The 23,619-nt window shown below is 72.7% G+C and carries 24 protein-coding genes and 1 pseudogene; 10 read left to right on the top strand and 15 right to left on the bottom strand.

From position 1 onward, the window contains the following. Positions 1-63 precede the first annotated feature (63 nt). On the top strand, positions 64-1,806 hold the full coding sequence (locus tag ACZ4VI_RS23005; RefSeq protein ID WP_468001857.1) for a glycoside hydrolase family 35 protein: 1,743 nt from the start codon (positions 64-66) through the stop codon (positions 1,804-1,806). A gap of 46 nt (positions 1,807-1,852) precedes the next feature. On the opposite strand, the gene ACZ4VI_RS23000 is transcribed toward ACZ4VI_RS23005, so the two are convergent. Continuing rightward, positions 1,853-2,653: a S1 family peptidase gene (locus ACZ4VI_RS23000; protein ID WP_468001855.1), complete on the bottom strand. Its 801-nt coding sequence runs from the start codon at positions 2,651-2,653 to the stop codon at positions 1,853-1,855. A gap of 142 nt (positions 2,654-2,795) precedes the next feature. Here ACZ4VI_RS23000 and ACZ4VI_RS22995 point away from each other — a divergent pair, with 142 nt between their 5' ends. Further along, positions 2,796-3,671 carry a hypothetical protein gene (locus ACZ4VI_RS22995; protein WP_468001853.1) on the top strand — a complete coding sequence of 292 codons (876 nt, stop codon included), beginning with the start codon at positions 2,796-2,798 and terminating at the stop codon, positions 3,669-3,671. A gap of 50 nt (positions 3,672-3,721) precedes the next feature. Continuing rightward, positions 3,722-5,407 (top strand): ankyrin repeat domain-containing protein, encoded by a 1,686-nt coding sequence (locus ACZ4VI_RS22990; protein WP_468001852.1) that lies wholly within the window; start codon positions 3,722-3,724, stop codon positions 5,405-5,407. A 290-nt stretch (positions 5,408-5,697) separates the two neighbouring features. On the opposite strand, the gene ACZ4VI_RS22985 is transcribed toward ACZ4VI_RS22990, so the two are convergent. The 6 genes and pseudogenes from ACZ4VI_RS22985 to ACZ4VI_RS22960 form a co-directional block, all read right to left on the bottom strand. Further along, a complete protein-coding gene (locus ACZ4VI_RS22985; protein ID WP_468001850.1) occupies positions 5,698-7,167 on the bottom strand; it encodes a PE-PGRS family protein in 1,470 nt (489 codons plus the stop codon). 77 nt (positions 7,168-7,244) lie between these two features. Beyond that, a pseudogene (locus ACZ4VI_RS22980) lies at positions 7,245-7,481 on the bottom strand (guanyl-specific ribonuclease); the annotation flags it as partial. Continuing rightward, entirely contained in the window at positions 7,472-7,627 is a 156-nt protein-coding gene (locus tag ACZ4VI_RS22975) for a hypothetical protein (protein WP_468001904.1), read from the bottom strand. The pseudogene ACZ4VI_RS22980 and the gene ACZ4VI_RS22975, both read right to left, overlap by 10 nt. A gap of 108 nt (positions 7,628-7,735) precedes the next feature. Beyond that, positions 7,736-7,900, bottom strand: a complete 165-nt coding sequence (locus ACZ4VI_RS22970; protein WP_468001902.1) for a hypothetical protein — start codon at positions 7,898-7,900, stop codon at positions 7,736-7,738. Positions 7,901-7,993: 93 nt separating this feature from the next. Next, positions 7,994-8,875 carry an SDR family oxidoreductase gene (locus ACZ4VI_RS22965; protein WP_468001848.1) on the bottom strand — a complete coding sequence of 294 codons (882 nt, stop codon included), beginning with the start codon at positions 8,873-8,875 and terminating at the stop codon, positions 7,994-7,996. Position 8,876: 1 nt separating this feature from the next. After that, a complete protein-coding gene (locus ACZ4VI_RS22960) occupies positions 8,877-9,641 on the bottom strand; it encodes an SDR family oxidoreductase (RefSeq protein ID WP_468001846.1) in 765 nt (254 codons plus the stop codon). Between the two features lie 68 nt (positions 9,642-9,709). On the opposite strand from ACZ4VI_RS22960, the gene ACZ4VI_RS22955 reads away from it, so the two are divergent. From ACZ4VI_RS22955 to ACZ4VI_RS22935, 5 genes are read left to right on the top strand one after another with little or no spacing between them, the layout of a single operon-like run. Then, a complete protein-coding gene (locus tag ACZ4VI_RS22955; RefSeq protein ID WP_468001844.1) occupies positions 9,710-10,459 on the top strand; it encodes an enoyl-CoA hydratase family protein in 750 nt (249 codons plus the stop codon). Then, complete coding sequence (locus ACZ4VI_RS22950; protein WP_468001842.1) at positions 10,456-11,301, top strand: CoA transferase subunit A; 846 nt, start codon at positions 10,456-10,458, stop codon at positions 11,299-11,301. Before ACZ4VI_RS22955 ends, ACZ4VI_RS22950 begins: the two co-directional genes overlap by 4 nt. Beyond that, on the top strand, positions 11,298-12,020 hold the full coding sequence (locus ACZ4VI_RS22945) for a CoA-transferase subunit beta (RefSeq protein WP_468001840.1): 723 nt from the start codon (positions 11,298-11,300) through the stop codon (positions 12,018-12,020). The genes ACZ4VI_RS22950 and ACZ4VI_RS22945 overlap by 4 nt, the downstream gene beginning before the upstream one ends. Continuing rightward, complete coding sequence (locus ACZ4VI_RS22940; protein WP_468001838.1) at positions 12,020-13,069, top strand: NAD(P)H-dependent flavin oxidoreductase; 1,050 nt, start codon at positions 12,020-12,022, stop codon at positions 13,067-13,069. The genes ACZ4VI_RS22945 and ACZ4VI_RS22940 overlap by 1 nt, the downstream gene beginning before the upstream one ends. A gap of 43 nt (positions 13,070-13,112) precedes the next feature. Next, complete coding sequence (locus tag ACZ4VI_RS22935) at positions 13,113-14,009, top strand: tyrosine-protein phosphatase (RefSeq protein WP_468001836.1); 897 nt, start codon at positions 13,113-13,115, stop codon at positions 14,007-14,009. Here ACZ4VI_RS22935 and ACZ4VI_RS22930 read toward each other — a convergent pair. From ACZ4VI_RS22930 to ACZ4VI_RS22905, 6 genes are all read right to left on the bottom strand, one after another. Continuing rightward, a complete protein-coding gene (locus ACZ4VI_RS22930) occupies positions 14,006-15,607 on the bottom strand; it encodes a DEAD/DEAH box helicase (protein ID WP_468001835.1) in 1,602 nt (533 codons plus the stop codon). The genes ACZ4VI_RS22935 and ACZ4VI_RS22930 overlap by 4 nt on opposite strands. 103 nt (positions 15,608-15,710) lie before the next feature. Then, positions 15,711-15,914 carry a cold-shock protein gene (locus tag ACZ4VI_RS22925; RefSeq protein WP_290114082.1) on the bottom strand — a complete coding sequence of 68 codons (204 nt, stop codon included), beginning with the start codon at positions 15,912-15,914 and terminating at the stop codon, positions 15,711-15,713. 196 nt (positions 15,915-16,110) lie between these two features. Next, on the bottom strand, positions 16,111-17,268 hold the full coding sequence (locus tag ACZ4VI_RS22920) for an acetyl-CoA C-acetyltransferase (RefSeq protein WP_468001833.1): 1,158 nt from the start codon (positions 17,266-17,268) through the stop codon (positions 16,111-16,113). A gap of 26 nt (positions 17,269-17,294) precedes the next feature. Then, complete coding sequence (locus tag ACZ4VI_RS22915; protein ID WP_468001831.1) at positions 17,295-17,930, bottom strand: TetR/AcrR family transcriptional regulator; 636 nt, start codon at positions 17,928-17,930, stop codon at positions 17,295-17,297. A gap of 15 nt (positions 17,931-17,945) precedes the next feature. Continuing rightward, positions 17,946-18,731, bottom strand: coding sequence for an SDR family oxidoreductase (locus ACZ4VI_RS22910; RefSeq protein ID WP_468001829.1), 786 nt, complete (start codon positions 18,729-18,731; stop codon positions 17,946-17,948). Beyond that, entirely contained in the window at positions 18,728-19,864 is a 1,137-nt protein-coding gene (locus tag ACZ4VI_RS22905; protein ID WP_468001898.1) for an acyl-CoA dehydrogenase family protein, read from the bottom strand. The genes ACZ4VI_RS22910 and ACZ4VI_RS22905 overlap by 4 nt, the downstream gene beginning before the upstream one ends. Positions 19,865-19,921: 57 nt before the next feature. On the opposite strand from ACZ4VI_RS22905, the gene ACZ4VI_RS22900 reads away from it, so the two are divergent. Both ACZ4VI_RS22900 and ACZ4VI_RS22895 read left to right on the top strand, forming a co-directional pair. Then, on the top strand, positions 19,922-21,061 hold the full coding sequence (locus ACZ4VI_RS22900; protein WP_468001827.1) for an acyl-CoA dehydrogenase family protein: 1,140 nt from the start codon (positions 19,922-19,924) through the stop codon (positions 21,059-21,061). Continuing rightward, positions 21,061-22,275, top strand: a complete 1,215-nt coding sequence (locus tag ACZ4VI_RS22895; protein WP_468001826.1) for an acyl-CoA dehydrogenase family protein — start codon at positions 21,061-21,063, stop codon at positions 22,273-22,275. The genes ACZ4VI_RS22900 and ACZ4VI_RS22895 overlap by 1 nt, the downstream gene beginning before the upstream one ends. Here ACZ4VI_RS22895 and ACZ4VI_RS22890 read toward each other — a convergent pair. Further along, positions 22,270-22,785, bottom strand: coding sequence for a pyridoxamine 5'-phosphate oxidase family protein (locus tag ACZ4VI_RS22890; RefSeq protein WP_468001824.1), 516 nt, complete (start codon positions 22,783-22,785; stop codon positions 22,270-22,272). The genes ACZ4VI_RS22895 and ACZ4VI_RS22890 overlap by 6 nt on opposite strands. 94 nt (positions 22,786-22,879) lie before the next feature. Next, positions 22,880-23,599 carry a vWA domain-containing protein gene (locus tag ACZ4VI_RS22885; RefSeq protein WP_468001822.1) on the bottom strand — a complete coding sequence of 240 codons (720 nt, stop codon included), beginning with the start codon at positions 23,597-23,599 and terminating at the stop codon, positions 22,880-22,882. Between the last annotated feature and the right edge of the window lie 20 nt (positions 23,600-23,619).

Below are 23,619 nucleotides of genomic sequence, written 5' to 3'. Positions count from 1 at the left end.
CGTCCAAACAGCGACGATCTTTGTCCATGGACCGGCCCGCCGCCAGAGGGCGAGGGTGAGGCCATGAGCACGTTCGCTGTGGGTGACGAGGACTTTCTTCTGGACGGCCGGCCGGTGCGGCTGTTGTCGGGGGCTTTGCACTACTTCCGGGTGCATGAGGAGCAGTGGGGCCATCGTCTGGGGATGCTCCGCGCGATGGGGCTCACCTGTGTGGAGACGTACGTCCCGTGGAATCTGTACGAGCCGCAGCCCGGCCGGTACGGGGACGTGGGCGCGCTGGGCCGGTTCCTGGACGCGGTGGCGGCGGCCGGGATGTGGGCGATCGTGCGCCCGGGGCCGTACATCTGCGCCGAGTGGGAGAACGGCGGGCTGCCGCACTGGCTGACGGGGCGCCTGGGGCGGCGGGTGCGGACGGACGACGCGGAGTATCTGGGCCATGTGGAGCGCTGGTTCCGCACGCTGCTGCCGCAGGTGGTGGAGCGGCAGATCGACCTCGGCGGTCCGGTGATCATGGTCCAGGTGGAGAACGAGTACGGGAGTTACGGCTCGGACCAGGCGTATCTGCGCCGTCTCGCGGATCTGCTGCTCGACTGCGGGGTGGAGGTGCCGCTGTTCACCTCGGACGGTCCCGAGGACCACATGCTGACGGGCGGGTCGGTGCCGGGGGTCCTCGCGACGGCGAACTTCGGCTCGGACGCGCGGGAGGCGTTCGCGGCGCTGCGGCGGCATCAGCCGTCGGGGCCGCTGATGTGCATGGAGTTCTGGTGCGGCTGGTTCGACCACTGGGGCACGGAGCACTCCGTACGGGACGCGGCGGACGCGGCGGCGACGCTGCGGGGGATCCTGGAGTGCGGGGCGTCGGTGAACGTCTACATGGCGCACGGCGGGACGAACTTCGCGGGCTGGGCGGGGGCGAACCGGGCCGGTGCGCTGCACGAGGGCGAGCTGCGGCCGACGGTGACCTCGTACGACTATGACGCGCCGGTCGACGAGGCGGGGCTGCCGACGGAGAAGTACTGGCGGTTCCGTGAGGTGCTCGCGGAGTACGCGGAGGGGCCGCTGCCGGAGGTGCCGGAGCCGCCGCGGCGGATCGCCGGGCCGGTGGAGGCGGCCCTGGTGGAGTGGGCGCCGCTCGCGGAGGTCCTGGAGGTCCTCGGCGACGAGGAGTCGTACACGCCGATGCCGCCGACCTTCGAGGAGCTGGGCGTGGACCGGGGTCTGGTGCGCTACCGCCTGGAGATCCCCGGGCCGCGGCAGCCGTATCCGCTGTCGGTGACCGGGCTGCGCGACCGTGCGGTGGTGTACGTGGACGGGGTCCGGGCGGGGGTGCTGACGGCGGAGGACGCGGTGCTCCCGGAGCCGGTGGCGGGGCCGGCGGTGGTGGAGCTGTGGGTGGAGTCGCTGGGGCGGGTCAACTACGGGCCGCGGCAGGCGGAGCCGAAGGGGATCACGGGCGGCGTCCGGCACGAGCGGCAGTACGTGCACGGGGTGCGGGCGCGGGGGCTGCGGCTGGACGCCTTCGAGGCGGGGGCGGTGGCGAAGGTGCCGTTCCGGCCGGTGTCCGGGGAAGGGGTGCCGGGGCTGTACCGGGCGGTCGTGGAGGTGTCCGGGCCGGGTGACGCGGCGCTGTCCCTGCCGGGGGCGACGCGGGGCTTCGTGTGGGTGAACGGTTTCTGCCTGGGCCGGTACTGGGGTGTGGGCCCGCAGGACTCCCTGTTCGTGCCGGGCCCGGTGCTGCGGGAGGGCGCCAACGAGGTGTGGGTGCTTGAGCTGGAGGGCGGGGCGGGGGACGTGCGGATGGCCTGAGGTGTACGGGGGCGGTGGCGCTGCCCCCGTACACCTCAGGGTCGTATCAGAGTGTCGCCGCCGCGGACTTGATCTGGGCGGCGAAGGTCGAGACCTCGGTGTACACGCCGGGGAGGCCCGGGCGTGCGCAGCCCTCGCCCCAGCTCACGATGCCGACCTGGATCCAGGCGCCGGCGTTGTCGCGGCGGAACATCGGGCCGCCGGAGTCGCCCTGGCAGGTGTCGACGCCGCCCTCGTTGAAGCCGGCGCAGATCTCCTCGCCCGGGATGAGCGAGCTGCCGTACGCGCTCTGGCAGTCGGCGTCGGAGACGAACGGGACGGTGGCCTTCCTCAGGTACCGCTGCTGCGCGCCGCCCTCGCGGGTGGCGCCCCAGCCGGCGACGGTGAACGTGCCGCTGTTGTACGCGGTGGTCTCGGCGATGTTGAGGGTGGGCACCGAGGTGATCGGTGAGGCCAGCTTGATCAGGGCCCAGTCCTTGCCCTGGCCGTTGTAGCCGGGGGCCTGGAGGACCTTGGTCGACTTGACCTTGATGGCGCTGCTGGAGCGCAGGTCCACGACTCCGGCGGTGGCGGTGATGCTGGTGTTGTCGCCGGAGCCGCTCACACAGTGGGCGGCGGTGAGGACGATCTGCGGGGTCAGCATGGAGCCGCCGCAGCCCATGGAGAGCCTGACCATCCAGGGGAACTCGCCCTGGGCGGCGCGGGTTCCGCCGACGACGGGCGTGGGCGCGGCGGAGGCGGTGGTGGAGGGCTGGAGAGAGACAGCGGCGAGGACGACGGCGCCGGTCGCGGCGATTCTCTGCAGGGCGCGCACGAGCCTGTTCTTCTTCAAGTGTCTGCCTTTCATGGGGGGTTGAGCCTTGATGGCATGTGCCCGTCAAGGCTTGACCGGATTATGGGCAGGGCGTCGCAGGGCCCACAAGAACGCGTTTTCGGCCAGCGCCCCGCTCCCGCCGCGGGCTCGTACAGTGGAGGGAAGGGGGTGCGGCGTGCCGATCGGAAACGAAGTCGTCCATGGATTCCCGCACCTCGCCACGGTCCGGGCCGCGATCACCGCGCTGTACCGGAGGCTGTCGGCGGACGGGGTGGCGCAGTACGCGGCGAGCGTGCCCGCGGCGGCCGTGGACTTCACCGACGAGGACGACCTCCACCTCGGGGCGCAGCGCGTGGCGAAGGCCCTCGTGCACCAGCTGAGGCTGCCCGAGGCGCGGATGGTCGTGAGCTTCCGGGAGATGGAGCACGCGGCGAGCGTCGAACTGGAGGCGGGTCCGGAGTACTTCGTCGAGCTGAACGACCGCTTCAGGCGCCACCGCAGGGACGTCGGCGCGGCGCTCGCCCATGAGATCACGCACGTGCTGCTGCACCGCCTCGATCTCGGGTTTCCGGGCACCCGGGACAACGAGATCCTCACCGATGTGGTGACCGCCTATCTGGGGGCGGGCTGGCTGCTGCTCGACGCGTTCCGGGAGGACGGGGTCTCCAGCCAGAAGCTGGGGTACCTGACGCCGGAGGAGTTCGGGTACGTGCTGGCCAAGCGGGCGGAGCTGTTCGGCGAGGACCCCTCGCCGTGGTTCACCAGCGCGCGGGCGTACGAGGCGTGGACGCGGGGGCGGGAGGAGGCGGCGCGGGACGCCCGCCGGCCCCCGCTGGCGGCGGCCGGGTGGGCGGCGCGGCACCGGTACGCGAAGGACCGCCGGTACGGGCGGGCGGCGGCGGACGCTCCGTACGCCTTCGAGGGGAGCGGGGCCTCGGCCCGGGTCTCCTTCCCGTGCCCGGTGTGCATGCAGCGGCTGCGGGTGCCGGCGGGCCGGCGGGTGCGGGCCAGGTGCGGGGTGTGCGAGTCGGTCCTGGAGTGCGACGCGTAGGTGCCGTTACCCATTTGCGCCGTCCGTGGCCGGCGGGTGAAGGTCGGTGGATGAGCACGTTGTTCCAGGCGATTCACGAGGGGGACGACGCCGTCGTGCGCGCCCTGCGGGCCGGGGCCTCCCCCGAGACGACTCATGAGGACGGTGAGACCGCGCTGTACCAGGCGGCCGTCGCGAACGAGCCCGGGGTCGTACGGCTCCTGCTGGCGGCGGGGGCGGATCCCGGGCGGGGCAGTGGCGAGGAGGCGGGGGACCTGCCGCTGTGCGGGGCGGCGTGCGGCGGGCACGCGGACGTGGTGCGGGCGCTGCTCGCGGGCGGGGCGCGGGCGGACCAGGCGGAGTCGTACGGGTTCACGGCGCTGGACTGGGCGGTGCGGCTCGGGCACGCGGAGACGGTACGGCTCCTGCTCGAGCACGGCGCCGCCCCGAGCCGGCCGGGCCCCGACGGGCTCCCGCCGCTGGTGGCGGCGGCGCGGCGCGGTTCGACCGCGAGCGTGCGGGCGCTCCTGGAGTTCGGCGCGGGGCCGGCCGAGGACGCGCTGCGGGAGGCACGGCGCTGGATCGGCGTCGACATCGAGGAGGAGCTGCGGCGGGGCCTGCTCGACGGGGGCGGCGACGCCGGCGAGACCGTGGTGCGGCGCGTGTACGAGGACGGCGGGGTGACCGTCGTCGTCGACCTGCTGCGGGCGGACGGCGCGCCGAGCAGGGGCAACGAGCAGCAGACCGGTCACGCGGCGATCGCCACGCTCCTGGAGCGCGCGCTGGGTGTGCGGGTGGCGCCCGAGGAGCTCGCCACCCGGGCCCTGCGCTGCGGGAACCCGGACCTGGACGACTGGAAGGAGGCGGTCCGCGTCCTGGCCCACCGCGCCGACGAGGAGACCTTCCGCGCGGCGTCCGCCTGGTGCAGCGCCCAGGACCCCTTGCGCCGGGCCCTGGGCGCCCGCGTCCTGGGCGGCCTGGACGGCTTCACGGCACGTGCGGTACCGGTGCTCCGCCGCCTGGCGGCGACGATGGCCGCCGGGCCCGGGGGGCCGGGCCGTCCGCCCGGGATCCGCGCCGACCGCCGCGTCGGCTCCGCCGGCGCGACCGCGGCCGCCGGACCCGGGCGCCCGGGGCATCCGCCCGAGGCGGGCACGCCCATGGCGGCGCGGCGGGCCCCGGAGCCCGCGGCCCCTGGGCCCGGCGGGCCGGGTGGCGGCTTCGGCGCCGGAACGTCGGCCGCGGAAGCCCGGGCCGGATATGCCGCGCGGGAGCCCGCGCTTTCCGTTGTCGTGGCGCTGGGGCAGTGCGGGGAGCCGGAGGCGTTGCCGGAGATGTTGGCGTTGGCGTTGCATCCCGATGCCGAGGTGCGGCGGGCGCTCGGGTGCGCGCTCACCGGGCCCGTGCCCGCCGGGCACGCCGAGGCCGTGGCGACGCTGGTCGCGCTGAGCCGGGATCACGACCACGGGGTGCGGGACTGGGCGACCCTGGCGCTCGCGGAGGTCCCGGAGGACACCCCCGTACTGCGCGAGGCGCTCGCGGCGCGGCTCGCGGACGACGACGAGGACGCGGTGGCCGAGGCCGCGCGGGGTCTGGCGATGCGTCAGGACCCGCGGGCTGTCGAGGTGCTGGCGGGCATCCTCGCCGACGGCGACCCGGAGGGCACCGCCCGGGACACCGCGCTGGCCGCCGTCGAGTACATCCAGGACCCCCGGGTCAGGACCCGACTGGAGTGGACGGCCCCGAGATGTCGATGACCGCCGATCGTCGCGCCGGGGCGCTCGGCGGGCCCGGAACGTCGCCGCGCTGCCGCTCCTCCTCGTCGTCGGAGACCGACATGACATGGCGCCGGTACTGCCAGGCGCGCCGCCCTGCGCCGGCAGGCCATGTGAACCCGCTCGACACCCTCGCCGGGCTCTTCGAGGCGCGGACCTCGCCGCCCGGCTCGCAGTGGCCGCGGCGCCCCACTGACCTGAACGCCCCGAGCGCCGTACGAAGACGCGGGCGCCGGAGGAGTAGATCGACGCGATGACGGGTTGTCTGCGCTTCAGCGAGTGGATGTGGCCAGCAGATCGACGATCCGACGCATCACGGGTACGGGCAGCGCGGGGTTCGTCACCGCGTCACGGGCGGTCTGCGGGTCGCGCAGCAGCCGGAGCAGAACGTCCTGAGGGAGGGCGGGGTTGCGGGCGGCGAAGGCCCGCACGGAGGAGTCGGGGTCTCCGAGCAGACGTGTGGCCGCCGAGGGAGCGAGCCTCGGATCCTGCGCCACATCCCGCCGCACCTCGTCGGCCTCGTCCCTGCTGAACTCTTCGACCAGTTCAGGTGTGGACTCCGGGTCGCTCAGGGCCAGTCGGCGCAGCCTCGGGTTCGGGTCGGTGGCGTAACGGAGCAGACCGGTACGCGGGAAGTTCGGGTTCGTGCGCGGACGGCCGGGGAAACTGAGGCTGCCGTCCCACCAGTGCCAGACCTCCAGAAGCATGTCCGGGGGCGCGTCGTCGCAGGACTCGGCGAGGAAGAGCCGTACGGTCCGGTCCTCGTCGCGGGCGAGCCGTTCGGCGACGTCCGGCGGCAGGCGCCGGGCGCGGGCGACACTACTGCGGATGTACGGATGGCTGGAGGCGGCGAGCCGGCGCATGGCCTCCGGGTCGTCGTGGAGGGCGGCGACCCAGGGAACCGCGTAGGGGTGCCTGGCACCGGGCTCGATGTCGACGCGGACGGCGGCCCGCTGCTCCTCGGTGAGGTCGGCGCGCAGGGCGAGGGGGTACCGAACGCCGTCGGCCTCGTCGTCGACGAGCAACGCGACCGCAGCCGGGTCGAGATGTGGATTGTCGGCGAGCCGTGAACGTACCGTCGGATCCTCATGCTTCGCGAGGCGGACAGCGAGTGCGGGCACGAGGCGGCAGGCGTCCCAAGCCTTGCCGGCCGCGCCGCCGAGCTCCTCGAAAGCGGCCTCGTCCAGGGGCTGGTCCTGGTGGTGGCGCACCTGGGCGGTGGTACGGACCTGCTCGTCGGGGTCGGCCAGCAGCCGCTCCCGTACGGGCGGAGGGAGGTGGGGCCAGGCAGGGGCGCAGGCGGCGGCCCGTACGGCGGGAACGGGGTCGGCAGCGAGGGTGTGGAGCAGGGAGACGGGCAGTCCGCGCAGCCCGGCGGCCTCGGCCCGGACCAGGGGGGAGGCGTCGGCGGCGAGCGTCTCGTAGCCCGCGGCGGCCAGGTGCGCGGCCGCGTGCGCGGCGTCCTCGACGAACAGGGCACGCCGGACACCGCTCGTCTCTGCCAGGAGGAGACGGGTCCACTGCTCGGCGGTCAGTCGCTGCCTGGCTTCCGCGAGCACGGCACGCACGTTCTTGCCCGGATGGCCGACGGCGGCGTCGATGACGGCTGGCGGCAGATCCTTGCGGAACAGGAACCAAGGCTTTACGTCGAGCAGCCGGATCAGCAGCTCCTCGGGGACAGCCCGGTTGAAGCCCAGGTACTCCCAGCCGTGGACCGGCTCCACCAGCTCGTCGGATGTCATGGGCACCATCCTGCCCGGTCCGCGGCCGGCTGACGTGGGGGGTCCGGCCGCGGACCGGGGGCTGGTGGTGTCGCGGGTCAGCAGCTGTGGTCGACCAGGTCGAACGAGGCGTAGTGGTCGGCGGTGTAGTAGTCCTCCTGGTAGGAGGTGCCCGTCACGATGCGGCGCGCGCCGCGCGTGGTGCTGCCCGGGGTCTTGACCGTGTACTCGTGGTAGTACCCGAGGGAGTGGGCGGGCAGGAGCCTCTCGCGGTTCTGGAAGACGCTGCCGTCCTGGCTGTACGGGAAGGGGCCGCCCTGCTCGATCAGGCGGAGGCCGGCACATGACCGTCCGCCAGAGCCGCGCAGGCGCCCTCGCGGCAGGAGTACGGGGCGTCGAAGCCGAGCGGGATGGCGGACCCGCCGGTCACCCGGTGGACCTGGCCGTCCAGGTGCACCTGGGCCGTATACGAAGCCTCCACCGTCGCTGGAGAGGGAGACGCACCGCTCCCGACGCCAACGGGGCCAAGCCGCGCGACGCGGAGCTGCCGCGCACCGCCGGGGGTTCGGGGGCGGAGCCCCCGGTCCCGTCAGGGTTTCGGGGAGGGGTGGGGTGGGGGAAACCCCCAACCCGCCACCCACGGCATCGCCGCGCCCACCGACAGGTCCGCGAAGTACGCCGTGCCGATCGCCGCCGCCCCGAGAAACTGGCCGAACTCGCCCCGCTCGTCAGCGACCAGGCGCGCGAAGTGCACGAAGTCTACGAGGAGTTAACCACCGAGGACTACTCACGATCACCCGCTTCCCGACCGGCGCCACCGCCCGCCGGCGGGCCGCGACGAAACGCCTCACCGATCAGCTCCGTACACCGGCTGCGGCACCTCCGACTCCGCGAGGAGTTTCAGCGCCGCCTCCCCCGCCCCCGCCGGGCTCCACCGCGCCCCCTTGTCGGCCGTCGGGCCCGGTCGCCACCCCTCCATCACGGTGATCCGGCCGCCCTCCGCCTCGAAGACCCGGCCGGTCACGCCCGCCGAGGACGCCGAGCCCAGCCAGACGACCAGCGGGGAGACGTCCTCCGGTACGCCCTCCAGGCCCGCGAAGGCCTGCTCGGTCATCCGGGTCCTGGCCGCCGGGGCGATCGCGTTGACCTGGACGCCGTACCGGCCCATCTCCGCCGCCGCGACCAGCGTCAGGCCGACGATCCCGGCCTTGGCGGCCGCGTAGTTCCCCTGCCCGACACTGCCCAACAGGCCTGCTCCCGATGTGGTGTTGACGACCCGCGCCACCACCTCGCGCCCCGCCTTGGCCTCCGCACGCCAGTGCGCGGCCGCGTGCCGCAGCGGCAGGAAGTGGCCCTTCACATGGACGCGCATCACCGCGTCCCAGTCGTCCTCGCCCAGGTTCACGAGCATCCGGTCCCGCAGGAAACCCGCGTTGTTGACCAGGGTGTCGAGGCGTCCGAAGGTGTCCAGGGCGGCGGCCACCAGCGAGGCCGCTCCCTCCTCCGTCGCGATGTCGCCGCCGTGCGCGACGGCCTCGCCGCCCGCCGTACGGATCTCCTCGACCACCTGAACAGCGGGCGAGCCGGAGCCGGCCGAGCCGTCGAGCCCGACCCCCAGGTCGTTGACGACGACCCGCGCCCCTTCGGCGGCGAAGGCGCGGGCGTGCGCCCTCCCCAGACCCCGCCCCGCGCCCGTCACGATCACGACACGCCCCTCGCACAGACCCATCTCAGCTCTCCTTGTTGACCGTCGCGGCATCCAGAAACGCGGGGCGCTCGCCGCCCCCGTGCACCAGCAGTGAGGCCCCCGAGACGTACGCGGCCCGGTCGGAGGCGAGGAAGACGGCCGCCTGGCCCACGTCCGAGGGCTCCGCGAGCCGGCCGAGCGGCACGGTTCGGGCGACGGCCGCGATCCCGTCCTCGTCCCCGTAGTGCAGGCGGGAGAGTTCGGTCCGCACCATCCCGAGGACCAGGGTGTTCACCCGGACGTACGGGGCCCACTCCACGGCCATCGAGCGGGCCAGGTTCTCCAGGCCGGCCTTCGCGGCGCCGTACGCGGCCGTGCCGGGCGAGGGGCGGGTCGCGCTGACGCTGCCGGTCATGACGACCGTGCCGCGCGAGGCCCGCAGCAGCCCGTGGGCGGCGAGCGAGACCCGCAGCGGGACGGTCAGGTTCAACTCCAGTACCCGCGCGTGCCGTTCGGCCTCCCCCTCCCCCAGCAGCCGGTACGGCGTACCGCCCGCGTTGTTGACCAGCACGTCAAGGCATCCGTACCGCTCGCCGACGTCGGCGAAGAACGCGCCGACGGCGGCGGGATCCCGCAGGTCGAGGGGGACGAAGTCGGCCACGCGCCCCCCGTCCCTCACGGGCGCGTCAGGTGGTCTGCGCGCGCAGACGATCACCCGCGCGCCCGCCCCGAGGAAGGCCCGCGCGATGCCCGCGCCGACCCCTCGTGTGCCGCCGGTGACGACGGCGACCCTCCCGTCCAGCTCCATCCGCTGCTACCTTTCCTCACCAAGCAGTCACCTAACAAATGTTTGGTGGAAAGGTAGCTGATCCGCTCATGGGTGTCTCCACCGCAAGCCCCGGCAAGGGCATCTCCCTCGTCACCGTCGACTTCCCACCCGTCAACGCCCTTCCCGTACAGGGCTGGTACGACCTCGCCGACGCCGTCCGCGCGGCCGGCCGGGATCCCGAGACCCGCTGTGTCGTCCTGGCCGCCGAAGGCCGCGGATTCAACGCCGGCGTCGACATCAAGGAGATGCAGCGGGACACGGGGCACGGCAGCCTCATCGGCGCCAACCACGGCTGCGCGGAGGCGTTCGCGGCGGTGTACGAGTGCGAGGTGCCGGTCGTCGCGGCCGTCGGCGGCTTCTGCCTCGGCGGCGGGATCGGACTCGTCGGCAACGCGGACGCGATCGTCGCCTCCGAGGACGCCACCTTCGGGCTGCCCGAGCTCGACCGGGGCGCACTCGGCGCCGCGACCCATCTCGCCCGGCTCGTCCCGCAGCATCTGATGCGCGCGCTGTACTACACCTCGCGCACCGCGACCGCTGCCGAACTGCACGCCCACGGCTCGGTCTGGAAGGTCGTACCGCGCGAGGAACTCATGGACTCGGCGCTGGAGTTGGCGGGCGAGATCGCGCGCAAGGACGGGTATCTGATCCGGCTCGCCAAGGCCGCGATCAACGGCATCGACCCCGTCGACGTGCGCCGCAGCTACCGCTTCGAGCAGGGCTTCACCTTCGAGGCCAACCTCAGCGGGGTCGCCGACCGCGTCCGCGACACGTTCGGAAAAGAGAGCTCCCTGTGACCGACAAGACCATGACACCCGACGAGGTCGTGTCCCGCCTCCGGTCCGGAATGACCCTCGGCATCGGCGGCTGGGGCTCGCGGCGCAAGCCGATGGCCCTGGTCAGAGCGCTGCTCCGGTCCGAGATCACCGATCTCACCGTGATCTCCTACGGCGGCCCCGACGTGGGTCTGCTGGCCGCCGCCGGCCGGATCCGCCGCCTCGTCGCCGCCTTCACCACCCTGGACTCCATCCCCCTCGAACCGCACTTCCGCGCCGCCCGCGAACGCGGCGCCTTCGAGCTGACCGAACTCGACGAGGCCATGTTCATGTGGGGCCTCCACGCCGCCGCCAACCGGCTGCCCTTCCTGCCCGTCCGGGCCGGTCTCGGTTCGGACGTGATGACGGTCAACCCCGAGCTGCGGACGGTCACTTCGCCGTACGAGGACGGCGAGACGTTCGTCGCCGTCCCCGCGCTGCGCATGGACGCCGCCTTCGTGCACCTCAACCGCGCCGACCGGCTCGGCAACGGCCAGTACCTGGGCCCCGACCCGTACTTCGACGACCTCTTCTGCGAGGCCGCCGACACCGCGTACGTCTCCTGCGAGCAGATCGTCCAGCGCTTCGACCCCGACACCGCCCCACAGTCCCTGCTCGTCAGCCGGCACAGCGTCACCGGCGTCGTCGAGACCCCGAACGGCGCCCACTTCACCTCCTGCGCACCCGACCACGGCCGCGACGAACCCTTCCAGAAGCTGTACGCGACCACCCCCTGGCCCGAGTTCGCCGAGCGGTTCCTCTCCGGCAAGAGCGAGGACGACTACCAGCAGGCCGTACGGACCTGGCACGAGGAGCAGCGATGATCACCCGCCCTGAATACTGCGTCGTCGCCTGCGCCGAAGCCTGGCGCGACAACGGCGAGGTCCTCGCCGCCGCCATGGCCCCGGTCTCCTCCTTCGGCGCCCGGCTCGCCAAGCGCTCCTTCGCCCCCGACCTGCTCCTGACCGACGGCGAGGCGATGCTCGTGGGCCTCGACGGGGAGGCCGAGGGCTGGCTGCCGTACCGCCGCCACCTCACCATGGTCACCGGCGGCAAGCGGCACGTCATGATGGGCGCGAGCCAGATCGACCGGTACGGCAACCAGAACATCTCCTGCATCGGCGACTGGTCCCGGCCCACCCGCCAACTCCTCGGCGTCCGCGGCGCGCCCGTCAACACCCTCAACAATCCGACCAGTTACTGGATCCCTAAGCATTCCCCCCGGGTCTTCGTCGAGCGTGTGGACATGGTCAGCGGTGTCGGTTACGACCGGGCGGCCGCCGCCGGGGCAGACCGCTTCCACCGGATCCCCCGGGTCGTCTCCGACCTCGGCGTCTTCGACTTCGAGACACCCGACCGCTCCATGCGGCTCGCGTCCCTGCACCCCGGCGTCACCGTGGAGCAGGTCAGGCAGGCCACCGGCTTCGACCTGGTGATCGGCGACGACGTCCCGTACACCCGCGAGCCGACCGCCGAGGAGCTGCGGCTGATCCGCGAGGTGATCGACCCCCAGGGGCTGCGGGACCGGGAGGTCAGGGCCTGATGGAGACGGCGCTCACCAAGCTCACCGGCGTCCGGTACCCGATCGTCCAGACCGGCATGGGCTGGGTGGCCGGGCCCCGCCTGGTCTCGGCCTCCGCGAACGCCGGGGCTCTCGGCATCCTCGCCTCGGCGACGATGACCGTGGAGGAGCTGCGGGCGGCGGTCCGTGAGGTGAAGTCCCGTACGGACCAGCCGTTCGGGGTCAATCTGCGCGCGGACGCGGGCGACGCCCGCGAGCGGGTGCGGATCATCGTCGACGAGGGCGTACGGGTCGCCTCCTTCGCGCTCGCCCCGTCCCGCGAGCTGATCGCGGAGCTGAAGGACGCGGGCGTGGTCGTCGTCCCCTCGATCGGGGCCCGGCGGCACGCCGAGAAGGTCGCGGCCTGGGGCGCGGACGCGGTGATCGTGCAGGGCGGCGAAGGGGGCGGGCACACCGGCGAGGTGGCCACGACGGTCCTGCTGCCGCAGGTCGTCGACGCGGTCGGCATCCCGGTGATCGCGGCCGGCGGCTTCCACGACGGCCGCGGTCTGGTGGCCGCGCTCGCCTACGGGGCCGCGGGCATCGCCATGGGCACCCGCTTCCTCCTCACCTCCGACTCCACCGTCCCGGAGGCCGTCAAGGCGCGGTACCTCGCGGCCACGGTCAAGGACGTGACGGTGACGACCGCCGTCGACGGACTGCCGCACCGGATGCTCCGTACGGAGATGGTCGCCGCCCTCGAACGGGCGGGCCGGGTGCGGGCGTTGGCGCAGGCGGTTCGCCGTGCGGCGGGCTTCCGAAGGATCTCGGGGCTGTCGTGGTCGCGGATGGTCCGCGACGGTCTCGCGATGAAACACGGCAAGGACCTGTCGTGGAGCCAGGTCCTGCTCGCCGCGAACACCCCCATGCTCCTCAAGGCGTCCATGGTCGAGGGCCGCACCGACCTCGGTGTCATGGCGTCCGGACAGGTCGCGGGGATCATCGAGGACCTCCCCAGCTGCGAGGAACTCGTCCTGCGGATCATGTCCGAGGCCGCACATGTGCTCCGCACCCTGCCGACACCAGGGTGAACCCGCCCTCCCCCTAAGGGAGTTCAGCACAGGGAGTTCAGTCATGCCCCTTTCCAGACGCGCACTGCTGAGCACCGCCGCGGCCACCGCTCTGGTGGCCCTCGCTCCCCCGGCCGTCGCGGCGCGCAGGCCCCGCGCCGGCGTCACGGCCATCCGCCAGATCCCGCTCCAGGGCGCCGTCAACGTCCGTGACCTGGGCGGATACCTCACGTACACCGGCGAACGCGTGCGCGAGGGACTGGTCTACCGGGGCGACGCCCTGGGCAAGCTCACCGACGCCGATCTGACCACGCTCTCGGGGCTGCGCCTCGCCACGGTGGTCGACTTCCGGATCCCGCTGGAGGTCCAGTCCGACGGCGCGGACCGGCTGCCCGGCGGACTCGTCCCGGTCTCCCGGCCGGTCACCGACAACGGTCTCAACGCCCTGCTGCGGGCCGTGATCGGGTCCCGGGACCCGGTGAGGCAGGAGGAGATGCTGGGCGGCGGCAAGGCGGCCGCGTTCATGCAGGAGGTCTACCGCTCGTTCGTCACGAGCGCCGACAACCGGGCGCAGTTCGCCGCCACGATCCGTGACATCGCCCGGCCCGGCAGCGGCCCGCTGCTGTACCACTGCACGTCGGGCAAGGACCGTACGGGCTGGCTGAGTTACCTGGTGCTGACGGTGGCGGGCGTACCGGAGCAGTACGCCGTGGAGGACTTCCTGGCCTCCAACACCTTCCGGGCCGCCTATGACGCACGGCTGCGGGAGGGGCTCCGGCAGGCCGGGCTCATGCAGAACCCGGACCTGCTCATCCCGATGCAGGAGGTGCGGACCGAGTACCTGGACGCGGCGCTCGCCGAGGTGAAGTCCGGCTACGGCGGCCTCTTCCGCTACCTCACCGAGGGCCTGGGCCTGGAGCTGCGCACGCTGGCAGAGCTCCAGGACCGGCTCGTCGGCTAGGCGGCGCCGCCACGGCGGCCACGGCCGCCGCCAGAGCCGCCAGAGCCGCTACGGGTGCGGGTGGGCGAACCACCCGTACCCGTACGGGCGGAACCACCCGTACCCGTACGGGCGTTGGCGCCGGTACGGGAACGGCCACCGCCACCGCCGCCGGAACCGCCACGGCGCGAGCGCTGACCGCCGCTGCGGGCGGCGGCGGGCTGGGCCGGCTGCGGGACCTCGATGACGACCGGGACGCCGGAGGGCTCGCGGGCGCCGGTGAGGCGGACGAGCTCCTCGTCGCTGGACTTGATCTGCGCCGTGCGCGGGCTGATGCCGGCGTTCGACATCAGCCGGCCCATGTCGCGCTTCTGCTCGGGCAGGACGAGGGTGACGACGCTGCCGGACTCGCCGGCCCGGGCGGTGCGGCCGCCGCGGTGCAGGTAGTCCTTGTGGTCGATCGGCGGGTCGACGTTCACGACGAGGTCGAGGTCGTCGACGTGGATGCCGCGGGCCGCCACGTTGGTCGCCACGAGCGCGGTGACCTGGCCGTTCTTGAACTGGTCCAGGGTGCGGTTGCGCTGCGGCTGCGAGCGGCCGCCGTGCAGGCCGGAGGCCCGTACACCGTTGGCGAGCAGCCGCTTGACCAGCCGGTCCACGGCCCGCTTGGTGTCCAGGAAGAGGATCGTGCGGCCGTCGCGGGCCGCGATCTTCATCGTGACGGCCTTCTTGTCGGTCTCGTCGGCGATGTAGAGCAGGTGGTGCTCCATCGTCGTGACGGCGCCGGCGGAGGGGTCGACGGAGTGCACGACCGGGTCGTCGAGGAACATCTTGACGAGCCGGTCGATGTTCTGGTCGAGGGTGGCCGAGAACAGCATGCGCTGACCGTCCGGCTCGACCTGCTTGAGCAGCGCCACAACCTGCGGCATGAAGCCCATGTCGGCCATCTGGTCGGCCTCGTCCAGGACCGTGATCGCGACCTGGTCGAGCCGGCAGTCGCCCCGCTCGATGAGGTCCTTGAGGCGTCCGGGCGTGGCGACGACGACCTCGGCGCCACGGCGCAGGGAGTTCGCCTGCTTGGTGATCGACAGACCGCCGACGACGGTGGCGAGCCGCAGCTGCACCGAGGTGGCGTACGGGGCGAGGGCGTCGGTGACCTGCTGCGCGAGCTCGCGCGTGGGCACCAGGACCAGGGCGAGCGGCGCCTTGGGCTCGGCGCGGCGGCCCGCGGTGCGGGCGAGCAGCGCGAGGCCGAAGGCGAGGGTCTTGCCGGAGCCGGTACGGCCGCGGCCGAGGATGTCCCGGCCGGCGAGCGAGTTCGGCAGGGTGGCGCCCTGGATCGGGAACGGCTCGGTCACGCCCTGGGCGCCGAGCGTCTTGACCAGGGCCGCGGGCATGTCGAGGGCGTCGAAGGACTCGACGGAGGGGAGCGCGGGCGTCAGCGTCTCGGGCAGGGTGAACTCACGCGGCGGCGGAGGCGTGGCAGGTCCACGGCCGCGGCCGGCGCCCTTGGCCCTGCCGCTGCCCTTGGGGGCGGCGGAGCCACGGCGGGTATTTCCGGACGGGGTTCCGGAACGGGATTCGGCGGCCCGGCGGGGCCGCCTTTCGGAGCGGGTCATGGGAAATGCCTTCCTGGCCTGAGCGCAGTGCCTGAGCACAGCACGAGCCGGGACCCGCACCTGCGCGGTGCGGGTCCCGGCTGTGAGAAAACGCGTCCGGCGATCAGGCCGGGAGGATGTTCTCCGCCTGCGGGCCCTTCTGGCCCTGCGTGACGTCGAAGGTGACCTTCTGGCCTTCCTGCAGCTCGCGGAAGCCAGAGGTCGCGATGTTGGAGTAGTGGGCGAAGACGTCAGCGCCGCCGCCGTCCTGCTCGATGAAGCCGAAGCCCTTTTCGGCGTTGAACCACTTCACGGTTCCGGTAGCCATGATTTCTCCTGAATAGGTAAGGGTCCCATCCCGGAGAGTCCGGAAAACAAAATTGCGCCTGAGGAACATTCCCGTCAGGCGCACATAAAGTTCATGGGTACCAACTAGCAACTCTTAGACCTTAGCACGCCGCCCCACCCGAACGGGCGGGACGGCGACGCACGTCACACCGGGCCTTTGACGGCCGGTGCGGAGGTCAGAGCCGCTCGATGATCGTCACGTTGGCCTGACCGCCCCCCTCGCACATGGTCTGAAGGCCGAAGTGGCCGCCCGTGCGCTCCAGTTCGTGGAGGAGGGTGGTCATCAGCTTCACGCCGGTCGCGCCCAGGGGGTGGCCGAGGGCGATCGCGCCGCCGTTGACGTTCACCCGCTCCGGGTCGGCGCCGGTCTCCTTCAGCCAGGCGAGGACGACGGGGGCGAAGGCCTCGTTGATCTCGACCAGGTCCATGTCGTCGATGGTCATGCCGGTCTTCTTCAGGGCGTACGCGGTCGCGGGTATCGGCGCGGAGAGCATCCGGATCGGGTCCTCGCCCCGCACGGAGAGGTGGTGGATCCGGGCGCGCGGGGTGAGGCCGTGTTCCCGTACGGCCCGCTCGCTCGCGAGCAGCATCGCCGCCGCGCCGTCGGAGACCTGGGAGGAGCAGGCCGCCGTGATGGTGCCGCCCTCCACGACGGGCTTCAGGCCGGCCATCTTCTCCAGGGTGGTGTCCCGGCGCGGTCCCTCGTCGACGGTCACGTCCCCGTAGGCCACGGTCTCCCGGGCGAAGCGCCCCTCGTCGATCGCGCGCAGGGCCCGCTCATGGGACCGGAGGGCGAATTCCTCCTGGTCACGGCGGGTGATCCGCCACTTCTCGGCGATCAGCTCGGCCCCGTGGAACTGGTTGACGGGCGCGTCGCTGTAGCGGACGCGCCAGCCCTCGGAGCCCGCGTACGGCCCCTCGGTCAGGCCGAGGGGTTCGGCGGCCTGCCGGGAGGCGTAGGCGATCGGGATCATCGACATGTTCTGGGTGCCGCCGGCCACGACCAGGTCCTGGGTGCCGGAGAGGACGCCCTGCGCCGCGAAGTGCACGGCCTGCTGGGAGGAGCCGCACTGCCGGTCGATCGTGACGCCGGGGACCTCCTCGGGGAGGCCGGCCGCCAGCCAGGCCGTACGGGCGATGTCGCCGGCCTGCGGGCCCACGGTGTCGAGGCAGCCGAAGACGACGTCCTCGACGGCGGAGGGGTCGATCCCGGAGCGGGCGACGAGGGCCTTCAGGACGTGGGCGCCGAGGTCCGCCGGGTGTACGGAGGCGAGGCCTCCCTTGCGGCGGCCCACGGGGGTGCGGACCGCTTCGACGATGTAGGCCTCGGCCATGACGACTCCTCCAGAGGGTGACGAATCTACGGCTGGGTACGTACGGCGATACCGTCCAGGACCATCGACAGGTACTGGCGGGCGATCTCCTCCGGGCTGTGCTGTCCGCCCGGCCGGTACCAGGACGCGGCGACCCAGACGGTGTCGCGCACGAACCGGTAGGTGAGCCGGATGTCGAGGTCGGCCCGGAAGACCTCGGCCTCGACTCCGCGCTCCAGCGTGCCGAGCCACGCCTTCTCGAACTTCTGCTGCGAGTCCGAGAGGTAGTGGAAGCGGGGCTGGTCGGTGAGGTGCCTGGACTCCTTCTGGTAGATGGCGACGGCGGCGCGGTGCCGGTCGATCTCCCGGAAGGACTCGGTGACGAGGGCCTCGATGGTCTGCCTGGGGCCGAGCCCGGCGGCGAGGACGGCGTCGTACCCCTCCCACAGCTCGGTCAGGAAGGTGGAGAGGATCTCGTCGAGCATCGATTCCTTGGAATCGAAGTGGTAGTAGAGGCTGCCGGCGAGCATGCCGGCGGCGTCGGCGATCTTGCGTACGGTCGTGGCGTTGTACCCCTGGGCGGCGAACACCTCGGCCGCGATGTCCAGGAGTTCCCTGCGGCGCTCGGGCGAGGCGGTCACCGGGGGCTTCTTCTTGCTGCTGTTGCTGACGGTCTTCGGCACACGTCCATTCTGGTCCTACGGGTGCTGACTGCTGACCGAGACCGCCTCGCCGGTCATGTAGGAGGAGTAGCCGCTGGCGAGGAAGACGATCACGTTGGCGACCTCCCAGGGTTCGGCGTACCGCCCGAAGGCCTCGCGCTCGGTCAGCTCGGCGAGCAGCTCGGCGGAGGTGACCTTGACCAGGTGCGGGTGCATGGCGAGGGACGGGGAGACGGCGTTGACGCGGACGTCGTACGCCGCCGCCTCGACGGCCGCGCAGCGCGTGAGGGCCATGACGCCGGCCTTGGCGGCGGCGTAGTGGGCCTGGCCGGCCTGGGCGCGCCAGCCGACGACGGAGGCGTTGTTGACGATCACACCGCCGTGGCCGGCCGCGGCGAAGTGGCGCAGGGCGGCGCGGGTGCAGCGGAAGGTGCCGTTCAGAGTGACGTCGAGCACGCGCGTCCACTGCTCGTCGGTCATGTCGACGAGCGAGGCCGTGCCGCCGAGGCCGGCGTTGTTGACGACGGCGTCGAGGCGGCCGTGGAGCCGTACGGCGGTGTCGAAGAGGGCCTGGACCTGGGTCTCGTCGGTGACGTCGCAGGGGAGTGCGTCGATCCGGTCGGCGCCGAACTCGGCGGCGAGGGCGGCCTCGGTCTCCTTGAGGCGGCGCGCGTGGGCGTCGCTGATCAGGATCCTGGCGCCTTCCTCCAGGAAGCGGCGGGCGGTGGCCCCGCCGATGCCGGCTCCGGCGGCGGCGGTGATGACGGCGGTGCGGCCGGTGAGGAGACCGTGGCCGGGTTCGTAGAGCGGTGCACGTGTCATGGGCGCGGCTCCTTCGGGAGGCCGAGCACCCGCTCGGCGATGAGGTTCCGCTGGATCTCGCTGGATCCGGCGTAGATGGTGTCGGCGCGCGAGAAGAGGAACAGCCGCTGCCACTCGTCGAGTTCGTACGGCTCGGCGGCGAGGACCGTGGAGGCGGCGCCGCAGATGTCCATGGCGAGTTCGCCGAGGTCGCGGTGCCAGTGCGACCAGTAGAGCTTGGCCATGGAGGGTTCGGTGCCGCGCAGGGCGCCCGCGCGCATGACCTGGAGTCCGGTCCAGGCCTTGACGAGCCGGTCGCGGACGATCGGGTCGGCGAGGGCGCCGTTGCGCCGGGCGAGCGCGATGAGGTCCTCCAACTCGCGGCGGAATCCGACCTGTTGCCCGAGCGTGGAGACACCGCGCTCGTAGCCGAGGGTGGCCATGGCGATCCGCCAGCCGTCGCCGGGCGCGCCGACGACGTTCGCGGCGTCGGTCCGGGCGCCGTCGAAGAAGACCTCGTTGAACTCGCTGGTGCCGGTGAGCTGGACGATCGGCCGGACCTCGACGCCGGGCTGGTCCATGGGGACGAGCAGGTACGAGAGTCCGGCGTGGCGGTGCGAGCCGGGCTCGGTGCGGGCGACGACGAAGCACCACTGGGACTCGTGGGCGAGCGAGGTCCAGATCTTCTGGCCGTTCACGACCCACTGGTCGCCTTCGCGGGTGGCGCGCGTCCGGACGGCGGCGAGGTCGGAGCCGGCGCCGGGCTCGCTGTAGCCCTGGCACCACAGCTCCTCGACGGCGCGGATCGGGGGCAGGAAGCGGGCCTTCTGCTCCTCGGTGCCGTGGTCGATCAGGGTGGGGCCGAGGAGCTGTTCGCCGATGTGGTTGGCGCGGGCGGGGGCGTCGGCGAGGGCGTACTCCTCGTGGAACGCGATCTGCTCCTCGACGCTCGCGCCGCGCCCGCCGTACTCCGTCGGCCAGCCGACGCAGGTCCAGCCGTGGGCCGCCAAGTGCCGCTCCCAGGCGAGGCGTTCGGCGAACGCCTCGTGTTCGCGGCCGGGTCCGCCGAGCCCCTTCAGTCCGGCGAACTCGCCCCTGAGGTGGGCCTGTAGCCAGTCCCGTACCTCGGCGCGGAACTCCTCGACGCTGCTCATGGCGCTGCTCATGACGGGTACGTTAACCTACCAAACACTTGTTAGGGAAGGAGCGTCATGGACCTGTCGTACACCCCCGAGGAGGACGACTTCCGCGCGGAGGCCAGGGAGTGGCTGAGGGCCCATGTCCCGGCCGAGCCGCTGCCGTCCCTGGAAACCGAGCAGGGCTTCGCCGCGCACCGCGCCTGGGAGGCCGAACTCGCCGCCGGCCGCTGGTCGGTGGTCTCCTGGCCGGAGCGGTACGGGGGCCGGGACGCGGACATCTTCCGGTGGCTGGTCTTCGAGGAGGAGTACTACGCGGCGGGGGCGCCCGGCCGGGTCTCGCAGAACGGCATCAACCTCCTCGCCCCGACCCTCTTCGACCACGCGACGGAGGAGCAGCGGGCCCGGGTGCTGCCGTCGATGGCGACCGGCGAGGTGGTCTGGGCGCAGGCCTGGTCGGAGCCGGAGTCCGGCTCCGACCTGGCGTCGCTGACCTCGCGGGCGGTACGGACGTCGGGCGGCTGGCTGCTGTCGGGACAGAAGACCTGGTCCTCGCGGGCCGCCTTCGCCGACCGCGCCTTCGGCATCTTCCGCACGGATCCGGGGGCCGCCAAGCCCCACCAGGGGCTCACCTACCTGATGTTCGACCTGCGGGCGCCGGGGGTGACGGTCCGGCCGATCGGACGGCTCGACGGGAAGCCGGCGTTCGCCGAACTCTTCCTCGACGAGGTCTTCGTGCCGGACGAGGACGTGATCGGTGAGCCCGGCCAGGGCTGGCGGATCGCGATGTCCACGACCGGCAACGAGCGCGGCCTGATGCTCCGCTCCCCCGGCCGCTTCCTGGCAGCCGCCGACCGGCTCGTCCGGCTGTGGCGGGAGACGGGTTCGGACCCGAGGCTGCGGGACCGGGTCGCGGACGCGGTGATCGGGGCGCGGGCGTACCAGCTCTTCACGGCGGGCGGCGCGTCGCGCTTCGCGTCGGGGGCGTCGATCGGGGCGGAGTCGAGCCTGAACAAGGTCTTCTGGTCGGAGTACGACATCGCGCTGCACGAGACGGCGCTCGATCTGCTGGGCGGGGAGGGCGAGTCGGCGGACGGCGAGTGGAGCGAGGGATACGTGTTCTCCCTCGCGGGCCCGATCTACGCGGGCACGAACGAGATCCAGCGCGACATCATCGCCGAGCGGCTGCTCGGCCTGCCGAAGGGGCGGCGCTGATGCGATTCCTGCCGACGGAGGAGCAGCGCGACTTCGCGCGCTCGCTGGACGCGATGCTGACGGCGGCGGACACGCCGACGGCGATACGTTCCTGGGCGACGGGCGACCCGTCCCCGGGCCGCGCCCTGTGGTCCCGCCTCGCGGAGGCGGGCGTCTTCGCGCTGGCGATCCCGGAGCGGTACGAGGGCCTGGGCCCGCTCCCGGTCGAACTGACGACGGCCTTCGTGGAACTGGGCCGCCACGGGGTGCCGGGCCCGGTGGTGGAAACGGTGGCGACGTCGGCGCTGCTGTCGGAACTGGCGCGGCGGGGTGAGCCTGCCCCGGCAAAACACCTCCTCCCGCACCTCGCCTCAGGCGAAACCCTGGCTACCCTGACGATGCCCCCGCGCCCCGCCCTCGGCCCGCACTCGGGTTGTGGGCAGGAACCCGCCACGCGGGTTGTGGGCAATCGTCCCGCAGGGCGGGACGGGTGGGCACAACCCCACCACGGCGCCGCACCCGTGGTCGCCCTAGGCACGGGGAGCCTGGGCCCGGCAAGGGCGCCGTCCGTTGTGCCCACCCGTTCCGCCCCAGCGGAACAGATGCCCACAACGGGGTGGGGCACGGGGCTCGCGCTGGACGCGGACGTCGCCGATGTCGTCCTCGTCGTCCGGGGGGACGAGTTGTGGGCGGCACCCGGGCACGAGGACCTCCGGGGCGGCGCCGACCCCGCCCGCCGCCTCGCCCGCCCCTCCCCCGGCGGCGAGCGACTGGCTTCCGGCCCCGCCGTCACCGCCGCCTCCGCGCACGCCCACGACTGGGCGATGCTCGCGACCGCCGCGCAAGCGCTCGGCGTCGGGCTCACCCTGCTCGACCGGACCGTCGCGTACGCCAAGCAGCGCCGCCAGTTCGGCACCGAGATCGGGTCCTTCCAAGCCGTCAAGCACCGGCTGGCCGACACCCTGATCGCCCTGAAGTTCGCCCGCCCCCTCCTCTTCGGAGCAGCGCTCACCTTTCAGAGCACCGATCTCGCCGCCGCCAAGGTCACGGCGGGGGAGGCCGCGTACGCCGCCGCCCGCACCGCCCTCCAGATCCACGGCGCCATCGGCTACACCGAGGAGCTGGACCTCTCCCTCTGGCTCCGCAAGGCCCGCCCCCTCCGGGACGCCTGGGGCACCCCGTCCTGGTGCCGGGCCCGCGTCATCGACACGTACGACGGCAGCTTCAGCTCATGACTCCTCGCGCGGCGGACTGTCGTCGTTGCCGCGCCTGAGCGTCCGCACCGGCCGCCCCGGGGACCAGGTGCGGACGACGAGCTCCTCGCCGTCGACGAACGTGCGGACCACCTCCGTCAGCTCCACCCGGAAGAGGTGGTACGGCTGCGGCTCCCCGGACGCCTCCGCGTACCGCTCCAGCGCCTCCGCGTCCGTGATCTCGACCGCCCGCCCCGAGACCCGGACGTCACCGCCGCCCATGTCCGTCCCGGCGCCCGGGTTGGCGAGCAGGGAGAGACGCGGGTCGCGCCGCAGATCGAGCGCCTTGCGGGAGCCGGGCATCATGCCGAGCCACAGCTCCCCGAAGCGGAAGCCCGCCTCGATCCCGCTGAGCCGGGGCGAGCCGTCCTTCCGCAGGGTGGCGAGCGCGTGGTGGGTGAACTGCCCGAACCGCTCCCGCACGGTCGCGGCGAGTTCGGGTTCGGCGGCCTCGAAGGCCGCCCAGGTATTTCCGGTTCCGGTGTCGCTCATGCCTCCAGGAAACACCGGATTCCCGACACCTTCTGTCTGGATTACTCCGTGCGCTCGCGCTCCGCCCGGCCGGCACCCTTTCCCGTCGGAGACCTCAGGAGCGGACGATCGCCTGCGCCCGGGCGGCGGAGAGCCAGGTGGGGAACTCGGAGACGAGCCGGTCGTACAGCTCCGCGTCCGGGACCCGGCGCGGGTCCTTCCCCGCGTGGAAGAACCCGGCGTTGTCGACGGGCCGCTTCTCCGGGACCGCCAACTCGTCCAGCTTCCGCAGGAATTCGAACTGCCGGCTGCCCGGGTCGCCGAAGCCGATGAACTGCCAGAAGATCGGCAGCCTCGCCGCCTTGCACAAGTACCGTTCGGCGGCGAGCTTGTTGATCGGTCCGCCGTCCGTCTGGAAGACGACGAGTGCGGGCGCGGTGGCGCCGCTGTCGAGGTAGTGGTCGATGACGGCGTCCATCGCCAGGTGGTAGCTGGTCTTGCCCATATGGCCGAGTCCGGCGACGATCCGGTCGATCCGCCCCTGGTGGTCGGCGAGTTCGATGTCCGTCTCGGCGTCGATGTCGGTGGAGAAGAACACCACCGGCACCCGCCCGTCGTCGTCCAGGTTGGCCGAAAGACCCAACACCCGGTCGGCCAGCGCCTGCACGCTGCCGTCCCCGTAGTACGGCTTCATCGAGCCCGAGTAGTCGAGCACCAGGTAGACGGCGACGCGCTGTCCGCTCATGCCGTACTTCTGAAGGGAGACCCCCGCCGACTTGTACAGGCTCACCAGCGCGGGCGCGGCTTCCTCGACCTTGCGCAGACTGAGGGCCATGGGCCCCTCCCCTCCCTGTT

This window comes from Streptomyces sp. NPDC029169, assembly GCF_055563935.1.
This window is presented reverse-complemented; position numbering and strand designations above follow the sequence as displayed.

Coding starts and splice junctions, on each gene's coding strand:
- ACZ4VI_RS23005 (WP_468001857.1), top strand. CDS start 64: ATGAGCACGTTCGCTGTGGGTGACGAGGACTTTCTTCTGGACGGCCGG.
- ACZ4VI_RS23000 (WP_468001855.1), bottom strand. CDS start 2,653: ATGAAAGGCAGACACTTGAAGAAGAACAGGCTCGTGCGCGCCCTGCAG.
- ACZ4VI_RS22990 (WP_468001852.1), top strand. CDS start 3,722: ATGAGCACGTTGTTCCAGGCGATTCACGAGGGGGACGACGCCGTCGTG.
- ACZ4VI_RS22985 (WP_468001850.1), bottom strand. CDS start 7,167: ATGACATCCGACGAGCTGGTGGAGCCGGTCCACGGCTGGGAGTACCTG.
- ACZ4VI_RS22965 (WP_468001848.1), bottom strand. CDS start 8,875: ATGGGTCTGTGCGAGGGGCGTGTCGTGATCGTGACGGGCGCGGGGCGG.
- ACZ4VI_RS22960 (WP_468001846.1), bottom strand. CDS start 9,641: ATGGAGCTGGACGGGAGGGTCGCCGTCGTCACCGGCGGCACACGAGGG.
- ACZ4VI_RS22955 (WP_468001844.1), top strand. CDS start 9,710: ATGGGTGTCTCCACCGCAAGCCCCGGCAAGGGCATCTCCCTCGTCACC.
- ACZ4VI_RS22945 (WP_468001840.1), top strand. CDS start 11,298: ATGATCACCCGCCCTGAATACTGCGTCGTCGCCTGCGCCGAAGCCTGG.
- ACZ4VI_RS22940 (WP_468001838.1), top strand. CDS start 12,020: ATGGAGACGGCGCTCACCAAGCTCACCGGCGTCCGGTACCCGATCGTC.
- ACZ4VI_RS22935 (WP_468001836.1), top strand. CDS start 13,113: ATGCCCCTTTCCAGACGCGCACTGCTGAGCACCGCCGCGGCCACCGCT.
- ACZ4VI_RS22930 (WP_468001835.1), bottom strand. CDS start 15,607: ATGACCCGCTCCGAAAGGCGGCCCCGCCGGGCCGCCGAATCCCGTTCC.
- ACZ4VI_RS22925 (WP_290114082.1), bottom strand. CDS start 15,914: ATGGCTACCGGAACCGTGAAGTGGTTCAACGCCGAAAAGGGCTTCGGC.
- ACZ4VI_RS22920 (WP_468001833.1), bottom strand. CDS start 17,268: ATGGCCGAGGCCTACATCGTCGAAGCGGTCCGCACCCCCGTGGGCCGC.
- ACZ4VI_RS22910 (WP_468001829.1), bottom strand. CDS start 18,731: ATGACACGTGCACCGCTCTACGAACCCGGCCACGGTCTCCTCACCGGC.
- ACZ4VI_RS22905 (WP_468001898.1), bottom strand. CDS start 19,864: ATGAGCAGCGTCGAGGAGTTCCGCGCCGAGGTACGGGACTGGCTACAG.
- ACZ4VI_RS22900 (WP_468001827.1), top strand. CDS start 19,922: ATGGACCTGTCGTACACCCCCGAGGAGGACGACTTCCGCGCGGAGGCC.
- ACZ4VI_RS22895 (WP_468001826.1), top strand. CDS start 21,061: ATGCGATTCCTGCCGACGGAGGAGCAGCGCGACTTCGCGCGCTCGCTG.
- ACZ4VI_RS22890 (WP_468001824.1), bottom strand. CDS start 22,785: ATGAGCGACACCGGAACCGGAAATACCTGGGCGGCCTTCGAGGCCGCC.
- ACZ4VI_RS22885 (WP_468001822.1), bottom strand. CDS start 23,599: ATGGCCCTCAGTCTGCGCAAGGTCGAGGAAGCCGCGCCCGCGCTGGTG.